This is a genomic window from Paraglaciecola aquimarina (assembly GCF_032464635.1).
Classification (GTDB): Bacteria; Pseudomonadota; Gammaproteobacteria; order Enterobacterales; family Alteromonadaceae; genus Paraglaciecola; species Paraglaciecola aquimarina.
In genome coordinates this window covers 1,054,833-1,068,245 of the sequence record NZ_JAWDIO010000002.1, presented here as the reverse complement: position 1 = coordinate 1,068,245, position 13,413 = coordinate 1,054,833, and the positions used below count along the sequence as shown (strand labels likewise).

General features: G+C 40.5%; 11 protein-coding genes and 1 pseudogene. 9 read left to right on the top strand and 3 right to left on the bottom strand.

The window, feature by feature from the left end:
* Positions 1-15 precede the first annotated feature (15 nt).
* The 3 genes and pseudogenes from RS130_RS05925 to RS130_RS23690 all read left to right on the top strand — a co-directional run bounded on the left by RS130_RS05925 (position 16) and on the right by RS130_RS23690 (position 3,886).
* A complete protein-coding gene (locus RS130_RS05925) occupies positions 16-2,562 on the top strand; it encodes an EAL domain-containing protein (protein WP_316025193.1) in 2,547 nt (848 codons plus the stop codon).
* Positions 2,563-2,569: 7 nt separating this feature from the next.
* Positions 2,570-3,334 (top strand): annotated as a pseudogene (locus RS130_RS23695) (PAS domain-containing protein); the annotation flags it as partial.
* 12 nt (positions 3,335-3,346) lie between these two features.
* Positions 3,347-3,886: a methyl-accepting chemotaxis protein gene (locus RS130_RS23690; protein WP_428982850.1), complete on the top strand. Its 540-nt coding sequence runs from the start codon at positions 3,347-3,349 to the stop codon at positions 3,884-3,886.
* 128 nt (positions 3,887-4,014) lie between these two features.
* On the opposite strand, the gene RS130_RS05915 is transcribed toward RS130_RS23690, so the two are convergent.
* On the bottom strand, positions 4,015-5,196 hold the full coding sequence (locus RS130_RS05915; RefSeq protein WP_316025191.1) for a BaiN/RdsA family NAD(P)/FAD-dependent oxidoreductase: 1,182 nt from the start codon (positions 5,194-5,196) through the stop codon (positions 4,015-4,017).
* A gap of 94 nt (positions 5,197-5,290) precedes the next feature.
* On the opposite strand from RS130_RS05915, the gene RS130_RS05910 reads away from it, so the two are divergent.
* The 3 genes from RS130_RS05910 (at position 5,291) to RS130_RS05900 (ending at position 7,867) form a co-directional block, all read left to right on the top strand.
* A complete protein-coding gene (locus RS130_RS05910) occupies positions 5,291-5,971 on the top strand; it encodes a cyclase family protein (protein WP_316025190.1) in 681 nt (226 codons plus the stop codon).
* Positions 5,972-6,170: 199 nt separating this feature from the next.
* Positions 6,171-6,701, top strand: coding sequence for a DUF3750 domain-containing protein (locus RS130_RS05905; protein WP_316025189.1), 531 nt, complete (start codon positions 6,171-6,173; stop codon positions 6,699-6,701).
* Positions 6,702-6,889: 188 nt separating this feature from the next.
* Complete coding sequence (locus RS130_RS05900; RefSeq protein ID WP_316024964.1) at positions 6,890-7,867, top strand: transposase; 978 nt, start codon at positions 6,890-6,892, stop codon at positions 7,865-7,867.
* A 481-nt stretch (positions 7,868-8,348) separates the two neighbouring features.
* On the opposite strand, the gene htpX is transcribed toward RS130_RS05900, so the two are convergent.
* Entirely contained in the window at positions 8,349-9,218 is an 870-nt protein-coding gene (htpX, locus tag RS130_RS05895; protein ID WP_316025188.1) for a protease HtpX, read from the bottom strand.
* A gap of 162 nt (positions 9,219-9,380) precedes the next feature.
* On the opposite strand from htpX, the gene RS130_RS05890 reads away from it, so the two are divergent.
* From RS130_RS05890 to RS130_RS05880, 3 genes are all read left to right on the top strand, one after another.
* The gene (locus RS130_RS05890) at positions 9,381-9,986 is read left to right on the top strand and encodes a DNA-3-methyladenine glycosylase I (RefSeq protein ID WP_316025187.1); all 606 of its coding nucleotides are present in this window, start codon (positions 9,381-9,383) and stop codon (positions 9,984-9,986) included.
* A gap of 518 nt (positions 9,987-10,504) precedes the next feature.
* Positions 10,505-11,089 carry a hypothetical protein gene (locus tag RS130_RS05885; RefSeq protein WP_316025186.1) on the top strand — a complete coding sequence of 195 codons (585 nt, stop codon included), beginning with the start codon at positions 10,505-10,507 and terminating at the stop codon, positions 11,087-11,089.
* 26 nt (positions 11,090-11,115) lie between these two features.
* Positions 11,116-12,453, top strand: a complete 1,338-nt coding sequence (locus RS130_RS05880; protein WP_316025185.1) for a putative bifunctional diguanylate cyclase/phosphodiesterase — start codon at positions 11,116-11,118, stop codon at positions 12,451-12,453.
* Between the two features lie 165 nt (positions 12,454-12,618).
* Here the strand turns inward: RS130_RS05880 and RS130_RS05875 are convergent, their stop codons facing one another.
* Positions 12,619-13,407 (bottom strand): RMD1 family protein, encoded by a 789-nt coding sequence (locus RS130_RS05875; RefSeq protein ID WP_316025184.1) that lies wholly within the window; start codon positions 13,405-13,407, stop codon positions 12,619-12,621.
* Between the last annotated feature and the right edge of the window lie 6 nt (positions 13,408-13,413).

Genomic DNA, 13,413 nt, shown 5'->3' with positions numbered 1-13,413 from the left:
AAAGCCCATGTTCTGATGGTTAACCGCTTATTATCAAATATATTTATTGAAACTTTAGAGCAAGCAATCGACAGTGTAGTGGTGATTGATTCTAACAATCATATTCTACTTTACAATCACGCTGCTGAAAAATTATGGGGCTATACCAAAGAAGAAGTTATTGGGCAAAACGTAAGAGTTCTTGTACCAGATAACCTTAAAGCAAATCATGACAACCTCATCAATAATAATCGAAAAACAGGTGTTAATAAGATAGTTGGCACTAGCCGTGAAGTCCCCATTATGTGCAAAGACGGCGGTCAAAAATGGGGCGCAATGTCTATCTCTAAAGTACATTCTGACGGAAAGATACTGTATACCGCATTTATTAAAGATGTAACGGAAGCAGTTAAAAATAGAAAGCACTTAGAATTACTCTCTTTAGTTACAGATCAAACTGATAATGCGATTATCATAGTAGATAACAATTGGCGTATCATTTATGTAAATCAGGGCTTTACCACTTTATTTGGTTACAGCGATTTTGAAGTTATAGGCCATTCACCAATATCGGCCGTTGCCCCTCACATTCCCCCTGTTAAAGTCGACGAAATTAAAGAACATCATCTGGCTGGCCAATCAACCAAAATTGATGAAATGCTCCAAACAAAAACAGGGGAGCGTCTCTGGTGCTCTGTAGTGAGCAACCCCATTCTGAGCGATGAAGGAGAATTAACCCATGCTGTAATGATCTTATCTGAGATCACGAAAACAAAACTGCATGAAATTTTACACCAAAAAATATTGATGGCCATTGCCTATGATGAGCCGTTAGAGCGTATTATGGATAATGCGTGTAGTGAAATAAGCAATCTCAGTGAAAGTATCACACCAGCAATATTAAAACTGAACGATGAAAATCAATTGCAATTGTTATCGGCGCCAAAGCTGCCACCGTCTTATCGTAAACTGCTAAATAAAATGGAAGTTGCAGAGACAACTAGCTCAGCTGGTTGCGCCATATATAGAGGGTGTTCTGTTCTATCAGCCGATATTGCAAGTGATCCTTTATGGAGTAGTGAGTACAAAAATGCATTAGAACGATTAGCCTATACCGGTTGCTTGTCTGTACCCATTAAAGGTAGTGACGGAGAGGCTATCGGCGCTATTACGTTCTATTATAAGAATGAAAAAACGCCCTCCGATTTACATCAAGACTTATTAAATGTACTAGGCCCATTGTGTACACTAGCTATTGAACGTGAAAAACAGCGGGAAAGTATAAAAAAGCTAGCCTACTATGACCCTCTCACTAAATTACCCAATAGACGGCTTTTGTATGCCAATGCCGAACATATTTTACAAGAGGCATCCAATAACAAAACCAAGTTAGCGTTTTTGTTTTTAGATCTAGATCGATTTAAGCAAGTTAACGATACATATGGCCACGCCACAGGCGATCAACTATTAAAAGCAATTTCAGAAAGATTAACCGAAGTTGGTAATAACCATACTTTGGTGGGGCGTTTGTCTGGCGATGAATTTGTTGCTGTGACTCCGTTTCGACAAAATGAAGAATTGAACATTTTTGTTGAAGAACTAAAGCAGAAAACCTCTTTACCGCTAACCATTGAAGGCAATAAATTTACTCCATCCATGAGTATTGGGATCAGCACATTCCCTGATGATGGACGTGACATTGGCACGTTGATTCAGCGCGCAGACGTAGCGATGTATCAAGCTAAAACGTCGGGTAGAGGACGATTTACCTACTTTAGTCACGAACTCAATCAGTTGGCTCAAGATCGCCAAGAGCTTGAAGTCGATCTAGAAAAGGCGATTAAAGACAATGTACTTGAGCTGCATTATCAACCTCAGATTTCAATAGAAGATGGAAAAATCTGCGGAGTAGAGGCCCTAGCAAGATGGGATCACCCAAGGTTAGGACAAATCTCTCCAAGTAAATTTATTCCCATTGCTGAAGATTGCGGTTTAATTGAGGCTTTAAATCAGTGGGCAATTCATAGTGCTTGTAAACAAATGGCATCCTGGAAAGAGCAAAAAATCGATATTCCTAGAGTATCGGTAAATTTATCACTTCATAATTTCCATAACATAAATTTATGCGAACTTATTTTAGGTGAACTTGATAATTTTAATCTCGCTCCTTCCTGCTTAATTTTAGAACTTACCGAGAATGTCTTATTAGATACCAATCCAAGCACAATTAAGGTTTTACTAGATATCCACGAAAGTGGTATTAGTTTCTCGATGGACGATTTTGGAACGGGTTACTCAAGCTTAAGTTATTTACAAAAAATACCGATAAAAGAGCTGAAACTTGATCGTAGTTTTGTTAGTGATATAGAAAATGACAATACAAGCAGAGCTCTTAGCAAAGCTATATTGCAAATTGGAAAAAGCCTTAACATTAAGGTTGTTGCCGAAGGAATCGAAAATAAAGAGCAATATGGAATATTAAAATCCCAAGGATACCACATAGCTCAAGGTTACTTATTTTCACACCCATTAAACTCAACAAAATTGGAAACGTGGATAACAAACGTGTTCCCTAAGGATTGATACGCACATGCTATTTAACAACAAGAAGATGTCATTACAGATTGAAGCTTTGGAAAAAAAGTTAATCGAATTTAACAGTATTCAGCATGATTTAAAAAAGGAAATGATTTACTGCTCTATCAATAAACGTGGTGTGATAACAGAAGTAAATGAACACTTTGTTAATTCATGTGGCTATTCTTCTGAAGAATTAGTTAATAAGAGTTTCGTTGATTTTATTTTAAAAGAATCACGAAATAAGCCCTATTGTATGAACATGTTAGAAGCTATTTCAGCGGGGCTGCATTGGCACGGAGCCATTCAATTTGTCAGTAGCGAAGGAAATGTATTGTGGTATCGAAGCATTATTCAGCCTATTAAAAATAATGAAGGTGATGATATAAACCTCGCGGTGTATTCTTCAGAACTAACCAGAACAATATCCGAGTCAAGGAGCAAGCAGGACATGTTAGATGCCCTAAGCCGCTCTTCGGCCGTGATTGAATTTGATTTGGATGGGATTATTCTTGATGCCAATGAAAACTTCATAAGAGGGATGAAATATAGCAAAGAACAAATAGTTGGTAAGCATCATCAAATATTTTGTGACCCTGAAGAAGTTAAGAGCTTGGACTATTCAAGATTTTGGCAAAAATTGAATCAGGGCCATTTTATTACTTCCAGATTCAAAAGATATGATAGCCAAGGTGGCTTGGTATGGCTTGAAGCATCGTATAACCCTATACATGATGACAATGGCGTTTTATATAAGGTTGTTAAGTTTGCAACTATCATCACTGAGCAAATGGATAGAGAAATAGCCATCTCGGAAACGGCTCAAGTTGCATTTGATATATCGAAGAAAACCGATGCCGATACAGATAAGGGCATGAGTGTCATAGAAACTACAATTGATACAATGGAGCAACTTTCTGCACAAATGCGTACGGTAAGTGAAGGTATCTTCGATTTAGAGAAACATTCGCGAACAATTGCAGGATTAGTGAACAACATAAGTGGTATTGCTGATCAGACCAATCTGTTAGCGCTAAACGCCGCGATAGAAGCCGCGAGAGCAGGAGAGCAAGGGCGTGGATTTGCTGTTGTCGCGGATGAGGTTCGCCAACTCGCGCTACGGACAACTACTACGACTGATGAAATTGTCAAAGTTGTGAATGACAACAAACACTTAACCGAAAATGCTGTAGCACTTATTGAGCAAAGTTTGAAACAAGTGCAAACAGCGTTAGAGTTGTCAAATGATGGCGGGAAAGTCATGAATGAAATTAAAACAGGAGCGAGAGAAATAGTCGATGCAGTTGGCAGCTTTAACAAAAACTTATAACTGACAGCAAGCGTTCACTCACTTGAGGTGTAGGAGCTCAGATTTGAGGCTATAAAAATATAAATCTAGCTCCTACAATTTTTGCTATTTAACTAAGCCACTTCAGAATCATCAAATTAAGAACACGGTTAAACCACTTGCCCGGCTACCCAGCCGCTAGACCAAGCCCATTGGAAGTTATAGCCTCCCAACCAGCCTGTTACGTCCATCACTTCTCCAATGAAATACAACCCACTGACCTTTTTAGCTTCCATGGTTTTTGAGGATAGTTCGTTTGTGTCTACCCCACCAAGTGTTACTTCTGCTGTGCGGTAGCCTTCAGTACCATTGGGTTTAAGTTGCCACTGATGAAAGGCTTCTGCCACCTGCTCTAGCTGTTTTCCTTGATACTGTTTTAGCGGTTTATTGGCAACATTAAAATAAGGCAAAACCGCTAGAACATAACGTTTCGGATAAATTTGCCCTAGTGCTGTGCTAAGCTGAATATCGGGCTGGTTATGCTGAGCCTTTTGAAGTTGAGCTAGCAAATCACCATTCGGATATAAGTCAAATTCGACAGTTTGACCTGATTGCCAAAATGAAGAAACTTGTAACACAGCTGGACCACTTAAGCCTCTGTGAGTAAACAATATGTTTTCGTTAAAACTCACGTTATTGCAGTTAGCGCTAGCGTCTAGTGATATACCACTAAGTTCAGACAGTATTTTTTTGTCTTGTTCATGTAAGGTAAAAGGTACTAGTCCAGCGCGAGTTGGTTTTACCTTGAGGCCAAACTGTTCGGCGATTTGATAACCAAAAGGGCTGGCGCCTAATTTGGGAATAGATAAACCGCCAGTTGCCACCACCAACGATTCGCATTGATATTCACCTTGGCTTGTGTGCAACAAAAAACCTGCGTCTAACTTTTCAATACTTAGTATTTCGCACTGTTGACACACACTTGCGCCGGCTTTTTTACACTCAGCCAGTAACATGTTTAAAATGTCTTTGGCACTGTCATCACAAAACAACTGCCCTAGTGTTTTTTCATGGTAGGCAATACCATATTCGGCCACTAGCCCAATAAAATCCCATTGGCTATATCGGCTTAAGGCTGATTTAGTGAAATGCGGATTGCCGCATAAAAAATTCTCGTGACTGGTATACATATTTGTAAAGTTACAACGACCACCGCCAGACATTAATATTTTTCCGCCAATACGTTTAGCGTGATCAAGCACCGCTACATTGCGACCACGTTTAGCCGCTTGCGCTGCACAAAACAGCCCAGCAGCCCCCGCCCCTATAACGATTACATCTACATTTTTCAACGTATTGCCTAAAACTAAGTAAATATGGCCGAGATTATAAGGTAATAAATGATAAATTACTCCTAAGATTCATACTCAAAAAAACAGGTTAACTATGACTAATTCTGCACCGAACACTAACGAACTGATTGATTTAAGTCATCGCATTTTCGATGGACTAGTTACTTATAAAGGCTTACCCGCACCTATCATGTGCGACTACTTAAGCCGCGAAAAGTCGAAAGAGATCTACGGTAATGATTACCAAGTGCAAATTGGTAAAATTGAAATGGTCAGCAATACCGGCACTTATCTTGATTCACCTTTTCATTTTGACGAAAACGGCGCAGACCTAGCTGCATTGTCTTTAGAACTATTGGCTAACCTACCTGCGGTATTAGTGGATGTTAAAGACCAAATAAAAATTGATGTAGACACGTTTACTGGCGTAGACGTGGCGGGTAAAGCTGTGTTGGTTTATACCAATTGGAGTCAACATTGGGATAGCGAACAGTACTTTGAGAACCATGCTTACCTAACCGAACAAGCAGCACAATGGTTGGTGGCCAACGGTGCTAAACTAGTAGGCATTGACAGCCATAACATTGACGACACTCGTGGCAAACTGCGTCCCGTACACAAGCATTTATTGGGCAATGACGTGCTAATTGTTGAACACATGACTAATTTAGCACGCCTACCCAAAAACGGATTTAGATTTTTTGCCGTGCCTCCCAAAATCACAGGCGTGGGTACTTTTCCGGTTAGGGCTTTTGCGCAAGTAGTCGTCCCTTAAGAACAGCACTGATCATTCTTTACCTGCTTTTACTTATTCTTTAACTACGCATTGTTGACAAGAACGTTGACTTTTCACCTTTTGACCAATGAAATTAAGTTTGGCAACATTCTGCAAACCTTTAGTCTGCAACTTATTACATCAAGCCAATAAAAATTCATTTAGAATAATGATCTCAACCCATCGTAATTACATATTTATGACTAAACTCGCCAGCATTTTTGCATTTCTTATCATACTCAATAGCTGTGCTAATAAGGATTGGCGCACTGCATCAAGGGAGCCCGCAGGCTTAGCACCTAACCCAGCAACCGAAAAACAAGCGGTAATTGAGTTCTATGCCGCCGATGCCTTTAGTTGGCGCGGCTGGTTCGCGGTACATACTTGGTTTGCGTTAAAAGAACAAAATGCCGAACAGTACTCGGTTTACGAAGTAACAGGTTGGCGGGTAAAAAGAGGACTCCCTGCATTACACCAGTACTTAACCCCTACCCCAGATCGATACTGGTTTGGCGCTAGGCCCGAAGTGCTATTGTCAATCAAGGGAGACAAAGCTGCGAGGTTAATCCCTAAAATTCAACAAGCGGTTGCACGATACCCTTGGGCCGATGAATACTCGGTCATACCAGGCCCTAATAGCAACACTTTCCCAACTTGGATTGGCTTGCAAGTGCCAGAACTGGGTTTAGATATGCCTTTTAACGCCATTGGCAGTAGTTATGCCAACTAGAGCCTGATTATAACTGAATAGACCAAGTTAAAAGAAAACAAGGACACCCATAAAGAAAACAAGGACACCCATCATAATTTGATAAATCATAGAAAACAAGGACACCCATCATAATTTGATAAATCGTAGATTTATACTAGGCTATCGTTAAGCGGTTGTGCTTGTGTTTATTCATTTTCGGAGGCGTTATGACTCAGAAAAGAGCCAGTTTAATCAGTTTATCAGACACCCCATTTTATCATTGTGTTTCCCGTTGTGTGCGCCGTTCATTTTTGTGTGGCGTTGACCATTATTCAGGGCAAAATTATGAGCACAGGCGGGCTTGGGTAGAGGAGCGCTTGTTGTTTTTGTCTTCGGTGTTTGCCATTGATATTTGTGCTTATGCGGTGATGAGCAATCACGTACATGTGGTGTTGCATGTGGATGTAGACAAAGCGCTAAATTGGTCGAATAAACAGGTATTAGCGCTGTGGCATACGCTCTATAAGGGGACGTTGTTGACCCAGAGGTTTATGCGAGATGATGAGCTAACAAAAAGTGAAATGCATACTCTTGAAGACACCATTGCGGTTTATCGCCAGCGTTTGCACGACATCAGTTGGCTCATGCGCAATCTCAACGAGCACATCGCCCGAGAAGCCAACAAAGAGGACGAGTGCACTGGCAGGTTCTGGGAAGGGCGGTTTAAATCACAAGCTCTGTTAGATAACAGAGCTCTATTAGCCTGCATGGCCTATGTGGATTTAAATCCCATTCGCACAAAAATAGCGACAACCCCTGAAAACTCCCATCACACCAGCATTCAAAAACGCATTCACGCGTTGAAAACTAACCAACACCCACCCCACACGCTGTTGCCATTTGTGGGTAACCCTAGGCAAAACATGCCCAAAGGTATTTCATTCTCATTAAAAGATTACTGCGAACTAGTGGATATAACAGGCCGTGTTATTCGCGAAGATAAACAGGGTCATATCGCCACTACCCAACCAGCAATATTACAAAGATTGGGATTATCAGACGCACAATGGCTCACCCTTACCACAGAGTTCGAACAACACTTTTGCTATGCCGTTGGCTCAGAGCACATGATGCGACAATTTGCTGAGCATACCCATCACCGGCAAATACAGGGCATTAGCAACGCGAGAGCCTTATTGGCTTAATCAAAAATTCTGTCAACGCACATTCCATCCCCGTATAACGGCGATTGAGCATACCTACCATTCAGTAAAAACAGTGTTTTTTTCACTTTTTACACATCAAAACTCAAGCAACCTAGAAATGTATAAAGATAAGAATAAGCCAAGCACTTCGATTGCCTATCTGCGAACGTTAACTAGAAATTATGGGTGTCCTAATTTATTTATGGGTGTCTACATTTATTTCATAGCAACGCGAGAGCCTTATTGGCTTAATCAAACATCCTGTCAACGTACATCCCATCCCCGTACAGCGGGGATTGAGCATACCTACCATTCGTAAAAACAGTGGTTTTTTCACTTTTACACATCAAAACTCAAGCAACCGAGAAATTTATAAAGATAAAAATAGGCCAAGTACTTCAATTGCCTATCTGCGAACGTTAACTAGAAATTATGGGTGTCCTTTTTAGCTGACTAGAAATTATGGGGGTCCTTATTAGCTTTATTCTTGCAAATTGGCGATGCGTTTTTCTAGTGGTGGATGGCTAGCAAACATCTTTTGTACCTTGCCAGCGCTAATAGCAAAAGCGGCCATTTCGTCGGGCATGGGAGGCGCATTTTGAAAGCTCTGTAAGCGCTTTAATGCGGCTACCATGTTATTTTTACCTGCTAACTTCGCACCACCTTCGTCTGCTCTGAATTCCCGGTAGCGAGAAAACCACATGACAATCATGCTAGCCAATATGCCTAATATTATTTCGCAAATAATAGACACTATCCAAAATGCGGGGCCATGACCTCGTTCAACTTTAAATACCACTCGGTCGACCACATGCCCAATCACCCGCGAGATAAACACCACAAAAGTATTAATTACACCTTGTAGTAAAGTCATAGTCACCATATCACCATTGGCAACATGACTGACTTCGTGGGCTAACACGGCTTCTACTTCGTTTTGCGACATTTGCGCTAACAAGCCAGTACTTACCGCCACCAGCGCGTTGTTTTTATTCCAGCCTGTGGCAAAAGCGTTTGGACTTGGATGATCAAATATACCCACTTCAGGCATACCGATATTGGCTTGTTCGGCTTGCCTTTTCACTGTTCTGACTAACCACTGTTCATTGCTAGAACTAGGCCTGTCAATTACATGTACGCCCATTGAGCGTTTAGCCATAAACTTAGACAATAACAAGGAAATAATTGAGCCGCTAAAGCCTATCACTGCTGAGTAAACTAACAGTGCACCTAAGTCCAAATCCACACCATTTTGCTGCAACAAGCCTTCAATTCCTAACAAACTAAAGGTCACACTTATTAGTGCAATAACGGCAATATTAGTACCTAAAAACATTAATATTCTAAACATGTTTTCCTCACGTATTTGTTAACTCCGCGTTTCAATTAATGTTAACCTATGTGGGTACGAATAAACCCTAAATCAATGGAATAACATGTAAGAATTTTATTGTAATTCACTTCCATGCAAATCCAAGAATAAAACCCTAAAAAGAGTTAAGAGCAGGCCTTTATGTCAAATACCTTTCTAGCTGATGATGGCACAATTCGCTGTAGTTGGTGCCAAGCGACCGAGCAATATATTGACTACCACGACAATGAATGGGGTTATCCAGTTGCCGATGACCAAACATTATTCGAAAAGATATGCTTAGAGGGTTTTCAGTCAGGACTCAGTTGGTACACCATATTGGTTAAGCGTGAGAATTTTAGAAAGGCGTTTGCTAACTTTGACTTTGACCAAGTAGCTAGTTTTACTCAGCAAGATGTTGAACGGTTAGTAGTAAATGCTGGCATTATTCGCCACCGAGGCAAAATAACGGCCACTATCAACAATGCCAAGCGGGCTCAAGATCTAATAAAAGAGTTTGGTTCTTTGGCTAGTTATTTTTGGCAATTTGAACCCAAAAGAGATGAATCGTTAGATCCAGAGATATTAGCAACCTGCCCAGAGAGTGTCGCGTTGTCAAAGGATTTGAAAAAACGAGGTTGGAAATTTGTCGGCCCAACAACTATGTATGCATTTATGCAAGCTATGGGAATGGTCAATGATCATGCGTTGACCTGCGTTGGACACGAAAAATCGAGGCAACTACGATTAGCTTTGGTTAGACCATAATATCGCCATTTCTATCAATATGTTTTATATTGTCCGGGTAGTGGTCGATATTAAATTGTGCATTTTTTCAGGGAAAACTAAACCGTTAAGGAGAAACGCCTGAATTTACTTAAACAACTTGTGGACAGCAAATTTGGGCAATTAATTCGTTCCAGCTTTGTATCACTTGATGCCACACCTGAAAAAGCAGAACTTTACCATCGCCGCCAATTTATGGCTGTACTGCATGTTGTTCCTCTTAGCAGTCTAGGTACTTATTTTATTGCGGTACTTGGGCTGATTAGCGCTTGGCCAATACTTAACCGTGGCGCCTTAATTGTATGGTTTTTGCTACTAATGTTTATCGGAAGCTGCAATTTGTTGCTGTGGCGACAGTATCTAATTAAAAAAAGTGGCACACATACACTCATTTTAAGAGCCACCTGTTTACTTTCAATATAGCCCTCGCCGCCTTTTTATATGCTTATTTTTCCATACAGGTATTCTCTATTTACGACCCACATGACCGTATTACATTGATGGCGGTAGTAGCTACATTTGCGGTAACAGGTGGCTGGATGTTTGCAAGCTTACCCGTGGCAGGTGTCTTGTGGAGCGTTTTTTTGGTCGGTACGCTTGGCATTGGTCTACTGACGTTTCATAGTGGTTATCAAGCGCTAGGCTATCTTTCAATTATATATTGTGTATTTTTGGTAGCCACGGTCATGACCACCTCTCATAAATTTTTACAAGGCTTAGTTGCTGAAACCAAAATTGAACAACAAGGAGAATTAATAGAGTTATTGTTGAATGACTTTGAAGAAAACGCTAATGATTGGTTGTGGGAAATAAACCATAACGATTTTTTACAACACGTATCGATGCAATTAGTCGATGCCACCAAGCAATCAATCGAAAATCTAAAAAAGCAAAAATTTAATCACATTTTACAAACTCTGCTAGATCGCGAACAACAACAGTTCACCACGCTAAATAATCAACTCAAACACCACTTCACCTTAGGGAAGCCCTTTAAAGATGTGTTATTGCCTGTTTATATAGGTCAACAACATAGGTGGTGGTCGTTTACCGCTAAGCCCTTTTTGATGAACATCAATCAATAAAAGGCTGGCGAGGCGTCGTCAGCGATGTGACCGAAATAAAAACAAAAGAACAAGAATTAATCCGCCTAGCCAACCAGGATTCACTGACAGGCATTGCCAATCGGCATCAGTTTATCAATTGGCTGGACGAATATATTAGGCTGCCAAGTCAACCCGCACCTAGTTATCTTATGATGCTGGACTTAGACAACTTCAAACACGTAAATGATTCACTAGGCCATCATGCGGGTGATCAATTACTGCGCCACTTGTCTGCACAAATAAAAAGCGTGCTACCTGAAGAAGCCTTGTTAGCTAGGTTGGGCGGAGACGAATTTGCTATATTGATTAGGCATACAAATACACAGGAAGTGAGCCAAGCCAGTGCCGAAAAGTTATCCCACAGTATCCGCGAAGCCGTTGCCACCCCATTTAATTTACATGGGCACAGAATCGAATCTAAAATCAGTATTGGCATTAGCTTTGCGCCACAAGATGGATTGGATCCGAATGAGGTACTAAAAGCTGCCGACATCGCCTTATATCATGCTAAAGAAAAACGAAACCGCAGCAGCTTTTTTACAGACTATTTAAAACAAAAGACCCTATACAAACAAAGGTTGCTCAATGATTTACAAGTAGCCATTGATGAACAACAATTTTTTCTAGTTTATCAACCTCAATTTAACTTAACCGCTATGCAATTAACCAGTTTTGAAGCCCTCATTAGATGGCAGCATCCAGAGCTGGGTCAAGTCACTCCCGATGACTTCATTCCACTAACAGAGAGCAGTCAATTAATTATTCCATTAGGCGAATGGGTACTACAACAAGCCTGTGAGGATGCGTTGCATTGGCCGGAGTCAATTAACGTAGCGGTCAACGTATCAGCAATACAACTAGAGTATTCGGATTTTGGCGAAGCAATTGAAAATACAATCCGCAGCACTGGACTCGCCCGAAAAAGATTGGAATTAGAGCTAACTGAGTCTTCAATTATGAACAACAGCGAGCGGAATATGGCGATACTAGAAGCTTTTCGAGCTTCAGGTGGACGAATCGCCATAGATGATTTTGGAACGGGCTTTTCTTCATTCTCTTATCTGCATTCATTTCCGTTAGACAAACTCAAAATTGATCGCTCTTTTATTCAACTACTTAGTGCAGAGCTGGGGGATAACTCTGCTATGACAATTGTCAACTCGATAGTTAAACTGGGAATTGCACTTGAACTACAAGTAACCGCAGAAGGCATAGAAACTGAAGCTCAGCATCAACATTTAAAAAGTCTAGAGTGCCAATTAGGCCAAGGATATTTTTATGCTAAACCGATGACTGCGGCGCAGCTTCACACTTTTATTCCAAATAGCACCAGCCAAAATTGACTATGCCTTTTCACAAAGCATTCGGTATTTTGTATACACGGCTACACAATACAATCGCGATGTGGCTGTTTGGGTTTTCGACAATTTTAAGGTGGGTTTGCCGCACAGGTACAATTTGCTTACCCACCTCACGAAAATGACAAGCCTTCTGTTTACGCTCAACAATTAGTGCACGAAAAACAACACGATCTCGACTGCAATCAAAATAATAATGATCCATTCCAAAAATGAAGAATGTTTATGATGCTGCTCAGCGGCTAACATTTCATATAATTCATTAATAGTACCCAATTTCATAGTAAGGAGTTCTACCCTAGGTTTTAGGTCTAAATACTTACTGACGGTTAAATATTTTTGCTCTTGCTCGGGATATTCCCAGAAAAACTCCGGTGTATCTAGCAAGTTAAAGTGCAACAAAATGTCGCTTTTAATGCTAAACAAGTCACCGCGCAACATCGATAGTTTATTGCGCCCTAAGGGCATTTTCCCTGTTTTAGCTAAAGCTTGCGACAAATAAGCGTTATTCTTAATCGTATTCTCTGCCGTTCTTTCAAAGCTTTCTAATGTTGCCGATTGAGTCAGGCCATGACTAACCGCTAGTAACGTTAAAGTGCTACCATCGGGAATAGTCAGTTGGTCATCTATCATTTTCACCGATTGATATTCTTCTACTTTAAATTCGAAACACTCATCAACTACTTGCGCCGCTTTTTGTTGAATGCTGCCTTCGATTATCTCAAGCAATTGTTGTTTTTTAGCAACACTCATTCCCCACGCAATTACCACCCCATAATCAAAAACAAACAAGTGGCCCTTGGGGGTACTTACACTTAACGCATCTCGGTATTGCTTAACAAAATAAATGCTGGCAATTTTCTGTTTCAATGTACTTAGTGTGATCTCATTCCCCAACAACATGATTTCAACAGTAGAATTAGCAAAATTTGTATTCATTCTTAT

Excerpts from the sequence above, each read along its gene's own strand:
- RS130_RS05905 (WP_316025189.1), top strand. The coding sequence starts at position 6,171 with ATGACTAAACTCGCCAGCATTTTTGCATTTCTTATCATACTCAATAGC.
- RS130_RS05890 (WP_316025187.1), top strand. The coding sequence starts at position 9,381 with ATGTCAAATACCTTTCTAGCTGATGATGGCACAATTCGCTGTAGTTGG.
- htpX (WP_316025188.1), bottom strand. The coding sequence starts at position 9,218 with ATGTTTAGAATATTAATGTTTTTAGGTACTAATATTGCCGTTATTGCA.
- RS130_RS05925 (WP_316025193.1), top strand. The coding sequence starts at position 16 with ATGGTTAACCGCTTATTATCAAATATATTTATTGAAACTTTAGAGCAA.
- RS130_RS05875 (WP_316025184.1), bottom strand. The coding sequence starts at position 13,407 with ATGAATACAAATTTTGCTAATTCTACTGTTGAAATCATGTTGTTGGGG.
- RS130_RS05910 (WP_316025190.1), top strand. The coding sequence starts at position 5,291 with ATGACTAATTCTGCACCGAACACTAACGAACTGATTGATTTAAGTCAT.
- RS130_RS05885 (WP_316025186.1), top strand. The coding sequence starts at position 10,505 with ATGGCGGTAGTAGCTACATTTGCGGTAACAGGTGGCTGGATGTTTGCA.
- RS130_RS23690 (WP_428982850.1), top strand. The coding sequence starts at position 3,347 with ATGGATAGAGAAATAGCCATCTCGGAAACGGCTCAAGTTGCATTTGAT.
- RS130_RS05900 (WP_316024964.1), top strand. The coding sequence starts at position 6,890 with ATGACTCAGAAAAGAGCCAGTTTAATCAGTTTATCAGACACCCCATTT.